The sequence below is a fragment of the Streptomyces atriruber genome (assembly GCF_001418325.1).
In the GTDB taxonomy this organism is placed as follows: domain Bacteria; phylum Actinomycetota; class Actinomycetes; order Streptomycetales; family Streptomycetaceae; genus Streptomyces; species Streptomyces atriruber.
In genome coordinates this window covers 1-18,842 of sequence record NZ_LIPN01000283.1, presented here as the reverse complement: position 1 = coordinate 18,842, position 18,842 = coordinate 1, and the positions used below count along the sequence as shown (strand labels likewise).

General features: G+C 72.7%; 20 protein-coding genes. 12 read left to right on the top strand and 8 right to left on the bottom strand.

Translation table 11 applies throughout. The features are described 5' to 3' along the window. Positions 1–171: 171 nt before the first annotated feature. Complete coding sequence (locus tag AOK03_RS27330; RefSeq protein ID WP_055568014.1) at positions 172–1,128, bottom strand: endonuclease/exonuclease/phosphatase family protein; 957 nt, start codon at positions 1,126–1,128, stop codon at positions 172–174. A gap of 139 nt (positions 1,129–1,267) precedes the next feature. Here AOK03_RS27330 and AOK03_RS27325 point away from each other — a divergent pair, with 139 nt between their 5' ends. The 4 genes from AOK03_RS27325 to AOK03_RS27310 all read left to right on the top strand — a co-directional run bounded on the left by AOK03_RS27325 (position 1,268) and on the right by AOK03_RS27310 (position 5,110). Then, positions 1,268–2,665, top strand: coding sequence for an amidohydrolase (locus AOK03_RS27325; protein ID WP_055568013.1), 1,398 nt, complete (start codon positions 1,268–1,270; stop codon positions 2,663–2,665). Between the two features lie 56 nt (positions 2,666–2,721). Next, positions 2,722–3,948 carry a cytochrome P450 family protein gene (locus tag AOK03_RS27320; protein WP_055568012.1) on the top strand — a complete coding sequence of 409 codons (1,227 nt, stop codon included), beginning with the start codon at positions 2,722–2,724 and terminating at the stop codon, positions 3,946–3,948. A 101-nt stretch (positions 3,949–4,049) separates the two neighbouring features. Next, complete coding sequence (locus tag AOK03_RS27315) at positions 4,050–4,733, top strand: DUF899 domain-containing protein (RefSeq protein WP_055568011.1); 684 nt, start codon at positions 4,050–4,052, stop codon at positions 4,731–4,733. Positions 4,734–4,918: 185 nt separating this feature from the next. After that, positions 4,919–5,110, top strand: a complete 192-nt coding sequence (locus AOK03_RS27310) for a hypothetical protein (RefSeq protein ID WP_079074987.1) — start codon at positions 4,919–4,921, stop codon at positions 5,108–5,110. Between the two features lie 91 nt (positions 5,111–5,201). Here the strand turns inward: AOK03_RS27310 and AOK03_RS27305 are convergent, their stop codons facing one another. Further along, positions 5,202–7,130 carry an ABC transporter ATP-binding protein gene (locus AOK03_RS27305; protein WP_055568009.1) on the bottom strand — a complete coding sequence of 643 codons (1,929 nt, stop codon included), beginning with the start codon at positions 7,128–7,130 and terminating at the stop codon, positions 5,202–5,204. 237 nt (positions 7,131–7,367) lie between these two features. Here AOK03_RS27305 and AOK03_RS27300 point away from each other — a divergent pair, with 237 nt between their 5' ends. Both AOK03_RS27300 and AOK03_RS27295 read left to right on the top strand, forming a co-directional pair. Next, a complete protein-coding gene (locus AOK03_RS27300; RefSeq protein ID WP_279616338.1) occupies positions 7,368–8,378 on the top strand; it encodes a thiamine pyrophosphate-dependent dehydrogenase E1 component subunit alpha in 1,011 nt (336 codons plus the stop codon). 16 nt (positions 8,379–8,394) lie between these two features. Then, positions 8,395–9,408: an alpha-ketoacid dehydrogenase subunit beta gene (locus AOK03_RS27295; RefSeq protein WP_055568008.1), complete on the top strand. Its 1,014-nt coding sequence runs from the start codon at positions 8,395–8,397 to the stop codon at positions 9,406–9,408. A gap of 129 nt (positions 9,409–9,537) precedes the next feature. On the opposite strand, the gene AOK03_RS27290 is transcribed toward AOK03_RS27295, so the two are convergent. Beyond that, complete coding sequence (locus tag AOK03_RS27290; RefSeq protein WP_244177773.1) at positions 9,538–9,957, bottom strand: hypothetical protein; 420 nt, start codon at positions 9,955–9,957, stop codon at positions 9,538–9,540. 77 nt (positions 9,958–10,034) lie between these two features. Next, positions 10,035–10,541: an ATP-binding protein gene (locus AOK03_RS27285; protein ID WP_279616337.1), complete on the bottom strand. Its 507-nt coding sequence runs from the start codon at positions 10,539–10,541 to the stop codon at positions 10,035–10,037. 158 nt (positions 10,542–10,699) lie between these two features. Between AOK03_RS27285 and AOK03_RS27280 the strand changes: the two genes are divergently transcribed. The 3 genes from AOK03_RS27280 to AOK03_RS27270 all read left to right on the top strand — a co-directional run bounded on the left by AOK03_RS27280 (position 10,700) and on the right by AOK03_RS27270 (position 12,715). Continuing rightward, entirely contained in the window at positions 10,700–11,560 is an 861-nt protein-coding gene (locus AOK03_RS27280) for a helix-turn-helix domain-containing protein (protein ID WP_055568005.1), read from the top strand. Between the two features lie 103 nt (positions 11,561–11,663). Next, the gene (locus AOK03_RS27275) at positions 11,664–11,879 is read left to right on the top strand and encodes a DUF397 domain-containing protein (protein WP_244177774.1); all 216 of its coding nucleotides are present in this window, start codon (positions 11,664–11,666) and stop codon (positions 11,877–11,879) included. Between the two features lie 38 nt (positions 11,880–11,917). Further along, a complete protein-coding gene (locus AOK03_RS27270) occupies positions 11,918–12,715 on the top strand; it encodes an SAM-dependent methyltransferase (protein ID WP_055568003.1) in 798 nt (265 codons plus the stop codon). 49 nt (positions 12,716–12,764) lie between these two features. Here AOK03_RS27270 and AOK03_RS27265 read toward each other — a convergent pair whose 3' ends face one another. The 3 genes from AOK03_RS27265 to AOK03_RS27255 form a co-directional block, all read right to left on the bottom strand. Further along, positions 12,765–14,267 carry a glutamate synthase subunit beta gene (locus AOK03_RS27265; protein WP_055568002.1) on the bottom strand — a complete coding sequence of 501 codons (1,503 nt, stop codon included), beginning with the start codon at positions 14,265–14,267 and terminating at the stop codon, positions 12,765–12,767. Positions 14,268–14,362: 95 nt separating this feature from the next. Next, entirely contained in the window at positions 14,363–14,842 is a 480-nt protein-coding gene (locus AOK03_RS27260; protein WP_055568001.1) for an anthrone oxygenase family protein, read from the bottom strand. A gap of 193 nt (positions 14,843–15,035) precedes the next feature. After that, positions 15,036–15,743: a DUF2293 domain-containing protein gene (locus tag AOK03_RS27255; protein WP_055568000.1), complete on the bottom strand. Its 708-nt coding sequence runs from the start codon at positions 15,741–15,743 to the stop codon at positions 15,036–15,038. Positions 15,744–15,870: 127 nt separating this feature from the next. On the opposite strand from AOK03_RS27255, the gene AOK03_RS27250 reads away from it, so the two are divergent. Together AOK03_RS27250 and AOK03_RS27245 are read left to right on the top strand one after the other, a co-directional pair. After that, positions 15,871–16,503, top strand: a complete 633-nt coding sequence (locus AOK03_RS27250; RefSeq protein WP_055567999.1) for a nucleoside/nucleotide kinase family protein — start codon at positions 15,871–15,873, stop codon at positions 16,501–16,503. 116 nt (positions 16,504–16,619) lie between these two features. Next, entirely contained in the window at positions 16,620–17,039 is a 420-nt protein-coding gene (locus AOK03_RS27245; protein ID WP_055567998.1) for a CBS domain-containing protein, read from the top strand. Positions 17,040–17,085: 46 nt separating this feature from the next. On the opposite strand, the gene AOK03_RS27240 is transcribed toward AOK03_RS27245, so the two are convergent. Further along, positions 17,086–18,231: a magnesium and cobalt transport protein CorA gene (locus tag AOK03_RS27240; RefSeq protein ID WP_055567997.1), complete on the bottom strand. Its 1,146-nt coding sequence runs from the start codon at positions 18,229–18,231 to the stop codon at positions 17,086–17,088. A 146-nt stretch (positions 18,232–18,377) separates the two neighbouring features. Between AOK03_RS27240 and AOK03_RS27235 the strand changes: the two genes are divergently transcribed. After that, positions 18,378–18,842: class I SAM-dependent methyltransferase (locus tag AOK03_RS27235; protein ID WP_157869093.1), on the top strand; the 465-nt coding region annotated here is incomplete at its 3' end.

The following is an 18,842-nucleotide window of genomic DNA, read 5'->3' as shown; positions in this document are numbered from 1 at the left end:
GCGGCGTGCGAGGTGCGGCTGGTGGGTGACGGGAGGAAGCTTAGGGCTCGCGCCCCGCCGAACCCACGTGCGTCGCCAGGTCGCCACGGCCGCACCCGCACCACGCACGCCGCCGGTACGGGCCTCAGCGGTACGGGCCTCGGCCGGAACGCACCTCAGCCCAACTCCCCCCTACGGCTGAATCCGTATCCACACCGGCGCATGATCCGAACCCGGCACATTCCGCCGCCCCGCCGGATCCCCCTCCTCCACCGACGGCAGCGCGGTCGCCGCGGCGCCCGGCGCGCCCGTGCCCGCCCCGCGGACCTGGTCCATCAGGCCACGGCTCACCAGGACGTGGTCGATGAGCTCGCGGCGGCCCGCGTGGATGCGGGAGAAGCGCTGGTCGGCCGGGATCAGCGGTGCCACGTTCCACAGCCGCGTCGCGTCCCCCTTGTCCGGGCGGTCGAAGCCCGGCGTGCCGATCTCGGAGCCGGGCGGGCCGAGCAGGATCTGTGTCGTCGCCGCCCCGACCTCGTCGTTGAGGTCCCCGAGCACGGCGACCCCGTGTTCCCGGCCGTCGCCCTGCAGCCGCCGGTCGGCGAGCGCGCGCACCGCGGTCGCCTCGGCCGCACGGCGGTACAGGGCGTACGCGCCGTACCGCGCGCGCTCGCCCTCGTCGCGCGGGAAGAACCGGCCGCCGGGGTAGCTGAGCAGCTTCGACTTGAGGTGGCAGACCACCGCGTCGAAGAAGAACGCCCGGGTCGACACCGTCACCGCGAGGATGCCCCGTCCGGCCCGCGCCGTCGTCCGTCCCGAGTCGTCGGTCTGCACCGGCCGCACCGGGTCCGGCAGGCCGACCTCGTCGGCGACGACGAAGACGGGCAGGCTGGTGAGGAAGCCGACCCGGATGCCCCGGTCGTCCGCGTGCTGCGAGAGCGTGACGTGCCAGGTGCCCTCCAGCATGCCCGCCAGGTCGGCCAGCGCCGCCGGGTCGCCGACCTCCTGCACACCGAGGACGCTCGGCCGCAGCGCGGTGATCGTCGCCGCGAGCGAGGCCAGTTTCGCCTCGTACGCGGCCTTGTCCTCGGGGCCGAACGGCCCGCCGGGGCGGTAGAGGTTCTCCAGGTTCCACGTGCCGATGATCATCGCCGACTCCCTCGTCCGAATCCCTGGTCCGAATCCCTGGTCCGTGTCCCCTCGGCCGATCGGCGGGTGGGGCCAGCGTGCCCGCGAAACCGTCCCCGCGACAGGGCCGCCGGATGCGCACTCGCACTACCTTGAAGAGATGACGCCGCCTCCCTCGCCCGGCCCCGCCGGACTCGGCACGCCCGGCCCCACAGACCTCGTCGTCACCGGCTGCACCGCGCTGACCCACGATCCGCGGGGAGAGATCGTCTTCGTCGACGACGCCACGATCGTCGTACGTGACGGAGTCATCGCCTCCGTCACGGCGGGCGGCCCGCAGGCTCCGCCGGGCGCCGGACACGTCGACGGCCGCGGCACCGTCGCCCTCCCCGGACTCGTCAACTGCCACACGCACACGCCGATGGTGGCCCTGCGCGGCCTCGCCGAGGACCTGCCCGCCCACGCGTGGTTCAACGACTGGATCTGGCCCGTCGAGTCCAACCTGACCGAGCGCGTCGTCGGGCTCGGCGCGCGGCTCGCCTGCGCCGAGATGATCCGTGGCGGCGTCACCACCTTCGCCGACCACTACTTCGCCATGGACGAGGTGGCCGCCGCCACCCGGGAGAGCGGCCTGCGCGCCGTCCTCGGCCAGGCCTACTTCAGCACACAGGGACCCGAAGGGCGCGCCGCCTCCCTCGACTTCGCGCTCCGGCAGCGGGGCGCCGCCGACGGCCGCATCACCACCTGCCTCGCCCCGCACGCCCCCTACACCGTCGACGGGTCCGACCTCGCCGCGACCGCGGAACTCGCCGGGGAACACGGCCTGCTGGTCCACATCCACGCCGCCGAGAACCGCGAGCAGACCGCCAACAGCCTGGCCCGCCACGGCCGCACCCCCATCGAGATCCTGGAGCGCGCCGGACTCCTCGACACCGACGTGCTCCTCGCCCACGTCACCGGCCTCGACACCGCCCGCGACCTGCCCGTCCTGCGCCGGGCGGCGGAACGCACCGGCGGACGCGTCGCCGTCGCCTCCGCACCCCGCGGCTATCTGAAGTTCGGCTGGGACACGACGCCCGTGCGGGCCCTGCGCGAGGCGGGCGTCCCGGTCGGCCTCGCCACGGACGGCGCCGCGTCCAACAACACCCTCGACGTGTGGGAGTCCATGACGCTCACCGCGCTCGTCCAGAAGTCCGTGGAACGGGACCCGACCTGGCTCACCGCCCGCCAGGCCCTGGACCACGCCACCCTGCAGAGCGCGCGGGCCGTCGGGCTCGGGGACGAGATCGGGAGCCTCGCCGCCGGGCGGCGGGCCGACATCGTCCTCGTCGACGTGACCGGACCGCACACCCAGCCGGTGCACGACCTCGCGGCCACGCTCGTGCACAGCGCCCGCTCCGGCGACGTGCGCACCACGATCGTGGCCGGGCGGGTCCTGATGCGCGACCGCGAGCTGCTGACGCTCGATGTGCCGGACATCGTGGGCGAGTTGAGCGGACTCCTGCCCGAACTCGTCGACCGGAGCCACGGGAAGCGGATCCAGGAGTACGAGGGGTAGGTGCGGTGGTGGGGGCGGCCGAGGAAGCGGCCGGGGCGCTCCCTAGGGTGGGAGGCATGGCGACGACGAGGACACACCAGGGCCCGGGGAATCAGGACGGGGCCGCAGGTCAGGACCCGGCCGAGGGGCTCGTCGACGATCCGTACGCGGTCTGCGCGCGGCTGCGCGACACCGCCCCCGTGCACCGGATCGCGGGCGCCGACGGCAGCCCCGCCTGGCTCGTCACCCGGTACGACGACGTCCGCGAGGCCCTCGCGAATCCGCTGCTCTCGCTCGACAAGAGCCGCGCCCTGCCCGGCGGCTACCGCGGCCTCGCGCTGCCGCCCGCCCTCGACGCGAACCTCCTCAACATGGACCCGCCCGACCACACCCGCATCCGCGGCCTGGTCGGCCGGGCCTTCACCCGGCGGCGCGTCGAGGGGCTGCGCGCCCCCGTCCGGCGCACCGCCGACGCCCTCCTCGACGCCGTCGAACCGCTCGGCCGCGCCGACCTCGTCGACGCGTACGCCGCACCGCTGCCCATCACCGTCATCTGCGACCTCCTCGGGGTGCCGGACGGGAGCCGCCGCGACTTCCGGGAGTGGACCGACGCCCTCCTCGCGCCCGACCCTGCACACCCGGAGAAGGCGAAGCAGGCCGTCGTCGCCATGCTCGGCTTCTTCACCGGGCTCCTCGCGGACAAGCGGCAGAGCCCCGCCGACGACCTCCTCTCCGACCTGATCGCGGTGCGGGACGCGGGGGACCGGCTCAGCGAGGACGAGCTGATGTCGCTCGCCTTCCTGATCCTCTTCGCCGGGTACGAGAACACCGTCCACCTCATCGGCAATGCCGTGCTCGCCCTCCTCGACCACCCGGAGCAGCTCGCCGCCCTGCGGGACGACCCCGCCCGACTTCCCGCGGCCGTCGAGGAGTTCCAGCGCTACGACGGGCCCGCGCCGCTCGCCATCCGCCGCTTCCCGGTGCGGGACATCACGATCGCGGGCGTCACGGTGCCCGCCGGTGAGACCGTGCTGCTGTCGATCGGCTCCGCCAACCGCGACCCCGGGCGCTTCCCCGACCCCGACCGCCTCGACCTCGACCGCGCCACCGCCGGACACGTCGCCCTCGGCCACGGCATCCACCACTGCGTCGGCGGGCCCCTGGCCCGGCTGGAGATCGAGATCGCGGTCGGGGCCCTGATCGAGCGCTTCCCGCGCCTCGCGCTGGCCGTCCCCAGGGACGAGATCCGGTGGCGTCGGTCGATCCGTTCCCGGGGTTTGCTCGAACTCCCGGTGCTCCTCTGAAAGTTCTCCGGAACTTCTTCGCCCGCGAGCGATGAGTTCCGGGAAGCCCGCCGGTCCACCCTTCGCAGACGTATGCGCCCGACGGGTGGAGGAGACACACCATGGGACTTCCGGAGATCGTCACGCGCGAGGAGTGGCTCCTCGCGCGTGAGGGACTGCTGGCCAAGGAGAAGGCGGCCACCCGCGCCCGCGACGCGCTCAACGCCGAGCGGCGCGGGCTGCCGATGGTCGAGGTCGACAAGGAGTACTACTTCGACGGCCCCGACGGAAAGGCGACCCTGCTCGACCTCTTCGACGGCAGGGACCAGCTGATCGTCTACCACTTCATGTTCGCCCCCGAGTGGGACGCGGGCTGCCGCAGCTGCTCCGGGTTCCTCGACCAGATCGGGCACCTCGCGCACCTGCGGGCCCGGTCCACGAACTTCGTCGCCGTGTCGCGGGCGCCCTTCACCAAGCTGCTGACCTTCAAGGCCCGGATGGGCTGGACCGTGCCCTGGTACTCGACGAACGGCGGCGACTTCAACTACGACTTCCTGGCCTCCTCGCCCGAGGAGCCCCAGGACGTGCCCGCGATCAACTGCTTCCTGCGGTACGCCGACCGGATCTTCCACACGTACGCGACGTTCGCCCGCGGCCTGGACGGCGTCGGCTCCACCACGAGCCTCCTCGACCTCACCGCGCTCGGGCGGCAGGAGGAGTGGGAGCGGCCCGCGGGGCGTGCGTCGGTGTACGGGGCTCCCGCGGGCAGCGCGCGCGTCCGGTACCACGACGAGTACGAGCACTGAGCCGACCGGGCCGAGCGCCGGAAGTTCCCGGGGAGAACCCTGGGAAATGGCCCAACTCCGTCTCGATTCCGTCACGTTGCGCATCCTCGGGACCGTTCCGCGCGTTCTCCTCCGTACAGAGTCTTCGGATGCGGAGGCTCGGGACAGCGCACGCGACGGAACGACAACGGGGGACAGGGATCATGATGAACGGACGAGTGGTGCTGGAACGCTTTCCCGCGGGCGGACCCCGCGGATCGTGGCCCGCGGAGGAGTTCGCGCGGGACCGGCGGCAGGAAGGACAGCCCGCCGAGGTCGTCATGGACCTCGCGTCGGATGCCTTCCTGGTGATCGTGCGCGTGCCCGACGAGGCCGTGGAGCTGGCGGCCGTCGCGTAGGACGCGCTCAGAGCCTGTGTCATGACCCCGGCCGGGTGGGCGCCGCCTGGCACGCACGCTCGCCGCGTTGCCGAAGCGCCCTCCCAGGCTCTCAGCGCGCCAGGAACTGATCGGCCTGGAGCGCGTACAACTCGGCGTAGACACCGCCGGCGGCGAGCAGTTCCTCCGGGGTGCCGGACTCCACGAGCCGGCCCTCGTCGAGGACGTGGACCAGATCGGCGTGGCGCACGGACGCCAGCCGGTGGGTGATGAGGACCACCGTCTGGCCCGTCCCGGCCAGCGCCCTGATCTTCTCGAAGACCTCCAGCTCGGCGCGGGCGTCGAGCGCCGCGGTCGGCTCGTCGACGACGAGGATCCGGCCCCGCCGGTACGCGGCCCGTGCGATGCCCAAGCGCTGCCACTGGCCCCCCGACAGCTCGTGTCCGCCCGTGAACGCCTTCGCGAGCAGTGTGTCCAGGCCGCGCGGCAGATCCGCCACGACGGGCTCCGCGCCCGCCTCCGTCAGCGAGGTGCGCAGCCGCTCGTCGGTGCGGGCCGCGGAGGCCCGGCCGATCGCCACGTTCACGCGCGCCGTGAACGGCCACCGCTTGAAGTCCTGCGCGACCATCGCGATCCGCTCGGCGAGCCGGGCGCGGTCCGCGGTCGCGGCGTCCACGTCGTCCCACAGGATCCGGCCGCGGTCCGGCGCGTACAGGCCCGCGAGCAGCTTGACCAGGGTCGTCTTGCCCGAGCCGTTCTCGCCGACCAGGGCGATGATCTTGCCGGTGGGCAGCGACAGGGAGACATCGCGGAGCGCGTCCCGGCCCGCGGCCCCCGGATAGCGGAAGGTGACGTGGTCGAAGCGGATCTCGCGCGGGTCCCGCGGCAGCGGCGCGCCGCCCACGGGGATGGCGCGGCGCGCCGCCTCCACGCAGAGCCGGTCGAGATCGCCGACGAACAGGGCGTCCTCGTGCAGGGAGTTGACCTCAAGGACGAGGGTGTCCAGGCTTGCCGCGCCCGTCCGGATCGCGATGACGGCGGTGCCCGCCACGGACAGTGCCATCGCCCCGGCGAGCAGCAGCCCGCCGAGCGTCGCGTACGTCGCCGCCGTCGCCAGGCCCGTCCAGACGGCCGCGATCAGACCGGTGCGGGCGGCGAGCCGCGCCAGCCTGGCCTGCTCCTCCTCGGCCGCCTCCGACATGGACCGGAAGTGGCGCAGCAGGAAGGGCCCCACGCCGTGCACGCGGATCTCGGGCGCCGCGGCCGCCTCGGTGAGCAGACCGCTGATCAGGCGGCCCGCACGGGCGTGCTGCACCCAGGCGTGGAAGGAGCGGTAGCGGCGCCGGGCGATGGTGAGGGCGCTCCACGCGCTCGGCAGGGTCATGGTCACGAGGAGCGGTAACAGCACCGGGTGCAGCACGGTGAGGACGCCCGCCGCCGCGATCAGGGAGATCAGCGCGTTCACCACGCGGGTCGAGGTGGCGATCATGCGGCGGGCGGACGCGGCACCGTACTGCGCGGTGTCGAGCAGTTTGTGGAAGGCGTCGTCCTCGATGGCCGACAGCTCCACGGCGGCGGCCCGCTCCAAGTACTGCTCGGTGGCGACGCGTTCGACCTTCGGCTCCAGGCGTCCCGTCGCATACGTCGACGCGGCGCGCAGCAGCGCGGCGGCGCACAGCATGCATGCCATGGTGACCAGCGCGGGGGCCGCGCCGCGCAGCCGGTCCGCGATCGGGGCGTTCGTCATCAGGCGCGCGAGGACGCCGTTCACCGCCAGCAGGCTCACCGCCTGGGCGACTCCGCGGGCCAGCTCCGCGCCGAGCACGGTGCGGGCGGCCTGCCGGTCGGCCTGCCAGGCGAGCCGGAAACTGGCGCCGAGCAGGGCGGGCAGCCGCGTCAGCATGGCGCGGAACCCCAGCTGCAGAAAGGCGTCCTCGTGCTGCGACCAGCCGGTGTCGTAGCGCAGCGGACCGCCGAAGAGCAGTGCTTCGGACTCCGAGGTGCCGCCGCAGGGGCTCTGTGGTCTCTTCGTTTCGTCCAAGCCGGTCTCCGTGGGCGCGTTGGGAAGCGGCGGCCACTATCGCGGCGGCCGCGGGGCGTGTGCAGGGCGCGTGCGCGCTCCGCCACGGTGTACCCGGAGCACGGCCGGGGCGCTCGTGGCGGAGAAGGGGCGGTCGGGGCGGACGCAACCCCGGGCAACTCTTGCCGGGTCGGCGGGCCGAGGGTGCCATGCCCCATGGACGCAACTCCGCCCCCGTACAGGCAAAGGAGTTATTCCGTGACCGACGCTCTCCGGACATCCGAAGGCCCCCGTGCGCACGGCCTCGACGGCCCCGCGCTGCTCGACGCCTACCGCACGATGCGTACCGTCCGCAGCTTCGAGGAGCGCCTCCACGACGAGTTCGCGACCGGCGAGATCCCCGGCTTCGTCCATCTCTACGCAGGGGAGGAGGCCTCCGCGGCCGGGGTCTGCGCCCACCTCGACGACGAGCGCGACACCATCGCCTCGACCCACCGGGGCCACGGCCACTGCATCGCCAAGCACGTCGACGTGAAAGCGATGATGGCGGAGATCTACGGGCGTACGACAGGAGCGTGCCGGGGCAAGGGCGGCTCGATGCACATCGCGGACCTCGCCAAGGGCATGCTCGGCGCCAACGGCATCGTCGGCGGCGGCCCGCCGCTGGCCTGCGGGGCCGCGCTCGCCGCGAAGGTGCGCGGCGACGGAGGCGTCGGCGTGGCCTTCTTCGGTGACGGCGGCAGCAATCAGGGCACCACCCTCGAATCCCTCAACCTCGCCTCCGTGTGGCGGCTTCCGGCCGTCTTCGTCGCCGAGAACAACGGATACGCGGAGGCCACCGCGGCCGAGTGGTCGGTGGGCGGCGGCTCCATCGCGGACCGCGCGGCGGCCTTCGGCATGCCGGGCGTGAGCGTCGACGGCTTCGACTTCTTCGCGGTGCACGAGGCGGCGGGCGCGGCGGTGGAGCGGGCCCGCGGGGGCGGCGGACCGACGCTGATCGAGGTCCGGCTCACCCGCTACTACGGCCATTTCGAGGGCGACCGGCAGGCCTACCGGGCCGACGAGGTGCGGCACGCGCGCGCCGAACTCGACTGCCTCACCCGTTTCCGCGCGACCGTGACCGGCACCGGTGAGCTGACCGCCGACCGTCTCGACGCGGTCGACGCCGAGGTCGCCGCGCTCATCGACGAGGCGGTCGCCGAGGCCAGGTCGGCGCCCCTGCCGACCCGCGCCGACCTGGAGACGGACGTCTACATCTCGTACCTCTGAGGGGAGTCGGAGCCGCATGGCACGCAGCATCAGCTACCGCGAGGCGATCAACGAAGCGCTGGCGCAGGAGATGGAGCGCGACCCCTCCGTCATCGTGATGGGCGAGGACAACGCGGGCGGCGCGGGCGCGCCCGGAGCGGACGACGCGTGGGGCGGTGTGCTGGGGGTGACCAAAGGGCTGCAGCCCCGGTTCCCCGGACGGGTCCTGGACACCCCCATCTCGGAGTCGGCGTTCATCGGCGCGGCGATCGGGGCCGCCACCCGCGGACTCCGCCCGGTCGCCGAACTGATGTTCATCGACTTCATGGGGGTGTGCTTCGACCAGATCTTCAACCAGGCGGCGAAGTTCCGCTACATGTTCGGTGGCAAGGCCGTCACCCCGGTCGTGATCCGCACCATGTACGGGACGGGCCTGCGGGCCGCGGCCCAGCACTCGCAGGCCCTGTATCCCCTCTTCACGTCGGTGCCCGGCCTGAAGGTGGTGCTGCCCTCCTCGCCGTACGAGGCGAAGGGGCTGCTGATCCAGGCGATCCGGGACGACGACCCGGTGATCTTCTGCGAGCACAAGGCGATGTACGACGTGGTGGGCGAGGTCCCCGCCGAGAGCTACACGATTCCCTTCGGCGCGGCGGACGTGGTCCGGGAGGGCCGGGACATCACGGTCGTCGCGCTCGGGCGGATGGTCTCCGTCGCCTGCGAGGCCGCCGACGAGCTGGCCGGTGCCGGGGTGCGGTGCGAGGTGCTCGACCCGCGCACGACCAGCCCGCTCGATGCCGGGACGATCCTCGAAAGCGTGGAGCGCACGGGCCGGTTGGCGGTCGTCGACGAGGCGGGCCCGCGCTGCGGCATGGCCGCGGACATCTCCGCCCTGGTGGCCCGGGAGGCCTTCGCGTCCCTCCGCGCCCCGATAGCCACGGTCACCCCACCCCACACGCCGGTCCCCTTCAGCCCACCTCTGGAAGACCTGTACACACCGGACGCGGGACGAGTCGCGGCCGCGGTCAGATCCACGGTGGACTGGAAACCGTGAAGCCCGTTCAGGCGCCGGGGACGCCGGGTTCCAGGGGCGCGGGGAACTGCGCCACAAGCCCCCACTCACCCGCAGTCGGGCAACAACCCTGGGTCCCCGAACCCAAAGCCGCCAAACCCAGCGGAGCGCTTACGCGCTGAGGGCCCGGGACCATCCCGGCGTCGTCCCCGTCACCCGGCACAGCGCCAGATACAACGGGATCGGCGGCGTATAGGGGACGTCGTCCGCAGGACGGTTGATGAGCACCGGGCGACAGTCCGCGTCCCGCACCACCGCTCCCGCCGAGTAGGCGACAGGGGCGGGCCACTCCATGGCCACGTCGGAGTCCGCGGGCACGATCCACCACCAGCGCGCCCCGTCCTCGTACACACACCCCACGCGGGGGAGCCGGGACATCAGCCGGGGCCCGAGCGCCGCGGGCACCGCCACCGCGTCGCAGCCGAGCGGCTCGGTCATGCCCTCGGGCAGATCGAGCCGCAGGGGCGGCGGGGTCGATCTCCCGGCGCGCTGCCGCCGTCGCGACAGACGGACCAAGGTGTTCAGATCCAACGGCCGCACCGTACCCGCGCTCACATGCCCCCCGCCCGTGCCACTGCCACGCTCGATCGTTCCGTTCCGCTGTGCCTCTATGCGTACGCCGTCGCTGTCGTCGTCGGCGACGACGTACGCCGCAACTCCGCCCACACCGTTCGCCCGATACCGGGCCCCGCGTCGTGGACGCCCCACGCGCTGCTCACCGCGTCGACAAGGAGCAGTCCCCTCCCGTGCTCCTCGTCGGTCCCCCTGTGCACCGGGCGCGGCATCCCTGAACCGCAGCCTTCGTCACGCACGGCTATTCGCAGCTTCTCCGGATCCGCGCAGAGCTCGCAGATGATCCGCCGGCTCGCGGTGTGCACCACGGCATTGGTGACCAGTTCGGAGAGAACGAGTGCCGCCGCGTCGCAGGCGTCGTCGTCGCTCACCGCCCACCCGTCCAGCTGCGTGCGCATCAGGCGTCTGGCCTGTGCGACGGAGCCCGGACGAGGTGCGAGAGCGAAACTGACGCAGACCTCGGCGTCCTCGGGCCGTGCCTCGGCGAGATCGCCAAGACGGCCTCCGGCGGCTTCGGTTCGTAACGGCGCGGGCGGAGTCACGCTCTCCACTATCGCCCCGCCCGGAACACCTTGGCAAGACCCACTCTGAAAAGTGCACAGTGGCGTGTTCCTCTGTGACAGCGCATGGCACACTGCTCGCTACAGCTCGCGGTGCGGTGTGAGTTGAAGCAACGCGGAGTCAGGTGGAGGTAGGAGACGTGAGCGAACCGCGGTCCGCGCCGACCGTCGGCCAGGTCGTTCTCGGTCGTCGCCTGCAGGACCTGCGCGAGAGCGCGGGCCTGAAACGCGAGGAGGCAGCGAAGGTCCTGCGCGTCGCCCCCGCCACCGTCCGGCGGATGGAGACGGCCGAGGTCGCGCTGAAGATCCCGTACCTCCAGCTGCTCCTGAAGTCGTACGGAGTCGCGGACGACGAGGCCGACGCCTTCGTCATGCTCGCCGAGGAGGCCAACAAGCCCGGCTGGTGGCAGCGGTTCCACGACATCCTGCCGGGCTGGTTCAGCATGTACGTCAGCCTGGAAGGGGCCGCCAGCCTCATCAGGTCGTACGAACCCCACTTCGTGCCGGGACTCCTGCAGACCGAGGAGTACGCACGCGGAGTGATGCGCTCCGGCGCCATCGGCCAGACCCGGCCCACGGACATCGAGCGGTATGTGGCGCTGCGCATGGAGCGCCAGGCGCTGCTCACCCGTGAGGACGCGCCCCGTCTGTGGGTGGTGATGGACGAGACCGCGCTGCGCAGGCCCGTGGGCGACGCGGAGGTGATGCGGAACCAGATCGACCGGCTGCTCGAAGCCGCCGAACTGCCCCATGTCACCCTGCAGGTCGCGACCTTCGCGGCGGGCCCGCATCCCGGCACGTTCGGACCGTTCGTGCTCTTCCGCTTCGCCATGGCGGAGCTGCCCGACATGGTCTACAGCGAGTACCTGACCGGCGCCGTCTACCTCGACGCGCGCACCGAGGTGGCCACCCACCTGGAGGTCATGGACCGCATGGCGGCGCAGGCCGCCACCGCACAACGCACGAAGGAGATCCTCCGGGACCTCCGCAAGGAGCTGTGACATGGACCGACACCGATCCGGAACGCGCCCTGCCGGTCCGCGTTCACCCGGGGCCCGCGACGACTCGCGCAGCGAGATCAGGGAATCCCGGATCTACAACGGCATGCCCGCCCGCGACCTGGGCACCGAGGGCTGGCACAAGCCCTGGAGCGGCGGCAACGGCGGCAACTGCCTGGAAGCCATGAAGCTCGCCGACGGACGGGTGGCCGTGCGTCAGTCCGCCGACCCCGACGGCCCCGCGCTCATCTACACGTACGGAGAGATCAACGCGTTCATCCAGGGGGCGAAGGCGGGCGAAGCGGACTTCCTGCTGTCGTGACCGCGTGACGTTCCCCGATCCACTCGCTTGGAGTTCGCATGACCGACTCGTCGTACATCGACACGAGTAAGCCGCACCCCGCGCGGATGTACGACTGGTTCCTCGGGGGCAAGGACAACTACCCCGTGGACGAGGAGATGGGGCGGCAGCTCGTCGCCATGGACGGGCGGGTCCTGACGACGGCGCGGGCCAACCGCGCGTTCATGCAGCGCGCCACGCGCTGGCTCGCCTCCCAGGGCGTACGGCAGTTCCTGGACGTCGGCACCGGCATACCGACCGAGCCGAACCTCCACCAGATCGCCCAGGGGATCGCCCCCGAGACCCGCGTCGTCTACTGCGACAACGACCCCATCGTCCTCGCCCACGCCGGCGCCCTGCTGCGCTCGACCCCGCAGGGCGTCACCGAGTACATCCAGGCGGACTTCCGCGAGCCGGAGAGGATCCTCGAAGAGGCCTCGAAGGTCCTCGATCTGGAACGGCCCGTCGCCCTCTGTCTGGTCGCGCTGCTGCACTTCATCGCGGACGAGGACGGCGCCTACGACCTGGTGGACCGGCTGATGCGGGCGCTGCCGCCCGGCAGCCACCTGATGCTGTCGCACGGCACGGCCGACTTCACCCCGGACACGGCGAAGCAGGCCGGTGAGCTCTACAAGGCGCGCGGCATGACGCTGGCACTGCGCACACAGGCCGAGGTGGAACGCTTCTTCGAGGGGTACGAGCTGGTGGTGCCCGGAGTCGCGGTCCTCGACCGCTGGAAGCCGGAACTGGGCGAGTGGACGCCGGAGTCGGCGGACGGCCCCACCCCGGGATACGGCGCGGTGGCGCGAAAGCCCTGACGGCACGGGACCCCGCTGCGTGCACGCGTCCCGCCGCCCCGCTCAGCCGTCACACGGTCATCGGGCGGTCGTGCGGTGTGATCGGGGAGGGGAGGCCGGTCGTCCCCGTCAGCCAGCGGTCCACCGCGGCTGCCGTCGCGCGGCCCTCCGCGATGGCCCAGACGACGAGCGACTGACCGCGTGCCGCGTCGCCGGTAGCGAAGACACCGGGGACGTTCGTCGCGAAGTGGTCGTCACGGGCGAGCACGCCCCGCTCGTCGAGGTCCACGCCGAGCTGGTCGAGCAGGCCGCCCGCCGTGCGGTCGGGGCCGGAGAAGCCGAGCGCGAGCAGCACCAGATCGGCCGGGAGTTCCCGCTCCGTGCCCGGCAGGGGGCGCCGGGCCGCGTCGACCTCCGTGAGGTGCAGGGCGCGCACGTGTCCCGCGGCGTCGCCGTCGAAGCGGAGCGTGGACGCCGCGAACAGGCGTGCGTCGGTGTCGGCATCGGTGCCGGTCGCGGGGGCGGTCCGCAGCTGCCCGGCCTCCTCGTGCGCCGGGGAGAGCCGGTGGATCTTCGGGTACGTCGGCCAGGGCTCCGTCTCCTCGTCGCGGGACGCGTCGGGGCGGGCGTAGATGTCCAACTGCGTGACGGTCGCCGCCCCTTCGCGGATCGCCGTGCCCAGGCAGTCGGCCCCCGTGTCGCCGCCGCCGACGATGACGACGTGCTTGCGGGCGGCGCTCAGCGGCGAGGTGGCCAGCTCGCCCGCGCACACCCGGTTGGCGAGCGGCAGATACGCCATGGCCTGCTCGACCCCGGCCAACTCCCGTCCGGGTACGTCCAGGTCCCGCCACGCGGTGGCCCCGACGGCGAGCACCACCGCGTCGTACCGGTTCCGCAGCTCCGCCGCGCCCACGTCCCGCCCGACCTCGGTCGACGTACGGAACCGCACGCCCTCGGCGGCCAACTGCCCCAGCCTGCGCTCCAGATGCGCCTTCTCCATCTTGAAGGCGGGTATCCCGTACCGCAGCAGACCGCCGGGCCGGTCGTCCCGCTCGTACACCGCGACGGTGTGCCCGGCGCGCGTCAGCTGCTGTGCGGCGGCGAGGCCCGCGGGCCCCGATCCGACGACGGCGACGGTCCTGCCGGAGAGGCGCTCCGGGGGCCGTGGCGGGGCGAGGCCGTCGGCCCAGATGCGGTCGGCGACGGCCACTTCGACGTTCTTGATCGTCACGGCGGGCTGGTTGATGGCGAGGACACAGCCCGCTTCGCACGGGGCGGGGCACAGCCGCCCGGTGAACTCCGGGAAGTTGTTCGTGGCGTGCAGCCGCTCCGCCGCCGCGTGCCAGTCGGCACGGGAGACCAGGTCGTTCCAGTCGGGGATGAGATTGCCGAGCGGGCACGCCTCGTGGCAGAAGGGGACCCCGCAGTCCATGCAGCGGTCCGCCTGCCGTTCGACGATGGGCAGCAGCGCCCCGGGCACGTACACCTCGTCCCAGTCCCTGACCCGCTCCCCGACGGGGCGGCGCGGCCATTCCTGGCGGGCGGTGGTGAGGAAGCCCTTGGGGTCGGCCATGGCCGTCTCCCTCGCGCAGGCTTTTTGTCACCATACGTCGGGTCGGGCCGTGGCGCCCGGTGCGAGGCCGGGTCGGGTCAGGCAGCCGGGTCAGCTCAGGTCAGGGCGAGTATGAAGGACGCCGTCGCGGCGAGTGATGCGACGGTGCGGACGTGGTTCCACGCGGTCCACTCACTGACGTACGTACGCCAGTACGCGGCGCCCTCCGCGCTGTTCTCGTCGACCTCGGCGAGCGCTTCGTTGCGCGGCACGTTCGCCGCGATGGTCACGCCGAACGAGCCGACGAGATACAGCGCACTGCCGAGCAGCAGCTCGACCGTGCCCTCGTCCGGCCAGAGCACGAACGTCACGACGGCGAGCACCGCGCAGAGCGCCGCCGCCCCCATGAACACGGCCATGAACGCCGGGGTGACCGCGGCGACGTTGATGCGGTTCATCGCGGCGATGCCCTGGGCCGGAGGCAGCGCCGCGAGCCCCTTCATCACGAAGGTCGAGAATCCGGCGAAGACGCCCGCGGCGAGGCCGCAGGCGAGTGCCCCGAGCACGGCGAGCACGAAGTACGGACCGTCGATCATGACAACTCCCGTGAAGAGTGGGGTGGTTACACCGGATGGCGGGCAGCGAGTACATCGGATGGCGGGCAGCGAGTGATCCTGCAACCCGGCGCCCCGTCACCACAAGTCAATTCCCGCAGGTCGACGAATGCCATACGCGATGCTCGCGGCCGCATGCGCCTGCGTCTCGGGGGTGGCAGGCCGGGTGGGGGCCCTACGCGTCGGATGAGGGGTGCCCCCGCGGCACGCGCCAGCCGCACAGGGTCGTCTCCACCGCGGCGGCGATCCGCCGCCGCGCCTCCCCGCGGGGCACCCCGCTCATCAGCAGCCGGTCGTACGGCGTGGCGGTGTGGCGCACCGCCGCTGTGACCGCGGCGGTCACCGCCCCCTCGGACAGGGCCCGGCCCGCCGCGCTCCGCCCCACCCGGCCGCTGCCCCGCACCGAGGCGTGCGCGGCGATGGCGCGGGCGCGGTCCGGCGGGCAGCCGGGGAAGAGCCGACGGATCTCCGCGGCGAACGCCTCCGTGAACCGCACGTCCTCCACGGCCCGGCGCGCCGCGTCGCGGGACCGGCGCCGCGCCCGTGCCTCCGCGTCCGCCAGGCAGCGCTCCTCGGCACGGGCCAGCGCGGCCTCCTCGACGAGGACGCCCTGCCGCTCGTACCGGGCACGGCGCCGGTGGAAGCGGACGACGACCGCCGACAGGCCGCTGCCCTCGCGGGCCCGGCGGGTGAGCGCCGTGTCGCCGCGCGGCAGGTAGACGAGGTGCCCGAGGTCGGCGCAGTCCAGGCAGCGCGGCTCACCCGCCTCCAGGGCGACCAGCGGCAGCGGACCGGCGTGGCACTCCGCGCAGCGCCGCCGCTTCAACGGCTGGAAGACCAGGAGCCCGGCGCGGGCGGCGGGGGAGACCGGGGAGCTCGCCATGCCCCTCTCATCCCCGCGCCCGCTCCCGACGAAGCCGCGCCGATGCCTGCGAAGCCGCGCCGACGCCCGCGAAGTCGTACCGATGCCCGCGAAGCCATACCGGCACGGCGCCCGGCATCATGGGCCCGTGCGACTCGAACCGATCACCTGGGAACGACTGGCCGACACCCTCGCCGACCGCCTGCTCGACCTGAAGACGGCCGACGGGGGCGCCTGGCCGCGGATCGCCGTGGACGGAGCCCCGGCCGGTGACACCGGTGCGCTGGCGCGCCGGGTGGCCGACGCGCTGCGCCTGCGCGGACGGAGCGCCCTCGTGGTCGGCACGGAGGGCTTCCTGCGCCCGGCGTCGCTGCGGTTCGAGTACGGCCACGAGGACGTGGAGGCGTACTACAGCGGGTGGTTCGACACCGGCGCGCTGTGGCGGGAGGTCTTCGGGCCGCTCGACCCCGGCGGCACGGGGCGGGTCCTGCCCGATCTGTGGGACCCGGTGGCCGACCGCGCGAGCCGCAGCCCGTACGTGCAACTGCCGCCCGGCGGAATGCTGTTGCTGCACGGACCGCTGCTCCTCGGCCACTGGTTTCCGTTCGACCTGACCCTGCACGTGCGGCTCTCGCCGGGGGCCTTGGCGCGGCGCACGCCGGAGGGCGAGCGATGGACGCTGCCGGCTTTCGCGCGGTACGAGACGGAGGCCGACCCCGCCGCCGCGGCCGACGTGGTGGTGCGGGCGGACGACCCGCGGCATCCGGCGTGGAGCGGCTGACCGGGCCTCGGGAGGCTCCGGATGCGTGCCGACGGGCCCGCCGCGAGAATGAGGAGCGCCGGGACCAGCCGCGCCTCCGCGCCGCTCCGGACACTGCCCGGCAACGGGAGGTAGTGATGACCACCGCCGGAGACATCATGCACCGGGGCGCCCAGTGGATCCCCAAGCACGAGACCCTGGACCGCGCCGCCCAGCTGATGCGCGAACTCGACGTGGGCGCGCTGCCCATCAGCGACGAGAACGAACGGCTCTGCGGCATCCTCACCGACCGCGACATCGTCGTCGGCTGTGTGGCCATGGGGCACGACCCGTCCCGGATCACCGCGGGCGACATGGCCAAGGGCACCCCGCGCTGGATCGACTCGGGCGCCGATGTCGTCGAGGTGCTGCGGGAGATGCAGGGCCACCAGATCCGCCGACTGCCGGTGATCGAGAACAAGCGGCTCGTCGGCATGATCAGCGAGGCCGACCTGGCCACCCACCTCGACGACGACCAGCTCGCGGGCTGGGTCGAGAGCGTGTACGCAAGGAGCTGACCCCGGGCCTCTTGCCCGGTGGGCCGCCCCCCTTCTCCGAGCCTTCTCAGAGCCAGCCGTTCCTCCGGAAGCCGCGGTACAGCGCCACACAGGCCGCCGCGATCAAGGACATGACGAGCGGATAGCCGAACCGCCAGTGCAGTTCGGGCATGTGGTCGAAGTTCATGCCGTACATGCCGCAGACCATCGTCGGCACCGCGATGACCGCCGCCCAGGCGGTGATCTTCCGCATGTCCTCGTTCTGCGCGACCGTCACCTGCGCCAGATGCGCCTGGAGGATCGAGTTCAGCAACTCGTCGAAGGCGGCGATCTGTTCGGTGGCGCGCTTCAAGTGGTCGTCGACGTCCCGGAAATACGCCTGTATCTCCGGGGCGATGACGCGCATCGGCTGGGTGGCGAGCACCTGGAGCGGCCTGCCGAGCGGCACCACCGCCCGCTTCAGTTCGAGCAGTTCGCGCTTGAGCTGGTAGATCCGGCCGGGGTCGGTCCGCGCGCCGTCCGGGGCGAACACGTCCGTCTCGACCTGGTCGATGTCCGACTGCACGGCGTCCGTCGCCGCGAGATAGTCGTCCACGACGTGGTCCGCGAGGGCGTGCAGCACCGCGGCCGGGCCCTGGGCGAGCTGCTCGGGCGCCGCTTCGAGCTCCTCACGCATGGGGCCGAGCGAGCCGTGCCTGCCGTGCCGGACCGTGACGACGAAGTCCCGGCCGACGAAGACCATGATCTCGCCGGTGTCCACCACCTCGCTGGTCGCGGTCAGTTCGGTGTGTTCCACGTAGCAGACCGTCTTGAAGACGGCGAACAGCGTCTGGTCGTACCGCTCGACCTTCGGGCGCTGGTGGGCGTGCACCGCGTCCTCGACGGCGAGCGGGTGCAGGCCGAAGAGCTCGGCGATGCCGGCGAACTCCTCCTCCGTCGGCTCGTGCAGCCCCAGCCAGACGAAGCCGTCGCCGGTCTTGCGGATGCGCTCCACCGACTCGACCAGATCGCGGTCCGGCGGCTGGCGCACGCCTTCCCGATACGTCACGCAGTTCACCACCGACGAGCCCAGTGGGGAGCGGGACGGGTGACTCAGATCGACGCGGGTGCCGCGGCGGGCCAGCCGCGCGACCTTCCGGAGGCCGCCGACCCCGCGCAGGCCGCCGACCTTGCGCAGGCTTCCTACCTTGCGCAGATTGCCTGCCATCGACATGTGGGCTCCTCGCACCGACGATTTGGCGTGTCAGTCTGCCAGTACGTTCCGGCAGCTCGCCAAGGCCTGGGGGAACGGAGAACTCCGTTCCGGATTGCCCGGTTCTGCCTCCCGGGAGCAAGCGGGACAACTGGGATGATCGCCGCATGACGCGAATCGACGGCCATCTCCTCGACCCCCGGCAGTACCCAGGACCCCGTCAGCTCTCCGACCACCGTCAGCTCTCCGATTCCCGGCCGCCCGGGGCGCGGTCGTGCTCCGACGCCTTCGCCGCCCTCTTCGACCCCACGACCTTCGGGCACGTCGAACGCCTCGGCATCGGGCCGGGCTGGCGCTGCTGGGAGGTCGGGGCGGGCGGCACCTCCGTGATCTCCTGGCTCGCCAAACGGGTCGGCCCCACCGGACGGGTCCTGGCGACCGACATCGACACGTCGTGGCAGACGCGCGCCGCGCGCTCGCCCCTCGAAGTGCGGGTCCACGACATCGCGGCCGACCCGCCGCCCGTCGGGGGCTTCGACCTCGTGCACGCGCGGCTCGTCCTCGCCGACGTGCCGGACCGGGAGCGGGCCCTGGCATCGATGCTCAGGGCGCTGCGGCCCGGCGGCAGGCTG

Coding starts and splice junctions, on each gene's coding strand:
- AOK03_RS27265 (WP_055568002.1), bottom strand. CDS start 14,267: ATGGCCGACCCCAAGGGCTTCCTCACCACCGCCCGCCAGGAATGGCCG.
- AOK03_RS27260 (WP_055568001.1), bottom strand. CDS start 14,842: ATGATCGACGGTCCGTACTTCGTGCTCGCCGTGCTCGGGGCACTCGCC.
- AOK03_RS27295 (WP_055568008.1), top strand. CDS start 8,395: ATGGCACGCAGCATCAGCTACCGCGAGGCGATCAACGAAGCGCTGGCG.
- AOK03_RS27310 (WP_079074987.1), top strand. CDS start 4,919: ATGAACGGACGAGTGGTGCTGGAACGCTTTCCCGCGGGCGGACCCCGC.
- AOK03_RS27245 (WP_055567998.1), top strand. CDS start 16,620: ATGACCACCGCCGGAGACATCATGCACCGGGGCGCCCAGTGGATCCCC.
- AOK03_RS27275 (WP_244177774.1), top strand. CDS start 11,664: ATGCCCGCCCGCGACCTGGGCACCGAGGGCTGGCACAAGCCCTGGAGC.
- AOK03_RS27255 (WP_055568000.1), bottom strand. CDS start 15,743: ATGGCGAGCTCCCCGGTCTCCCCCGCCGCCCGCGCCGGGCTCCTGGTC.
- AOK03_RS27320 (WP_055568012.1), top strand. CDS start 2,722: ATGGCGACGACGAGGACACACCAGGGCCCGGGGAATCAGGACGGGGCC.
- AOK03_RS27330 (WP_055568014.1), bottom strand. CDS start 1,128: ATGATCATCGGCACGTGGAACCTGGAGAACCTCTACCGCCCCGGCGGG.
- AOK03_RS27315 (WP_055568011.1), top strand. CDS start 4,050: ATGGGACTTCCGGAGATCGTCACGCGCGAGGAGTGGCTCCTCGCGCGT.
- AOK03_RS27270 (WP_055568003.1), top strand. CDS start 11,918: ATGACCGACTCGTCGTACATCGACACGAGTAAGCCGCACCCCGCGCGG.
- AOK03_RS27240 (WP_055567997.1), bottom strand. CDS start 18,231: ATGTCGATGGCAGGCAATCTGCGCAAGGTAGGAAGCCTGCGCAAGGTC.
- AOK03_RS27325 (WP_055568013.1), top strand. CDS start 1,268: ATGACGCCGCCTCCCTCGCCCGGCCCCGCCGGACTCGGCACGCCCGGC.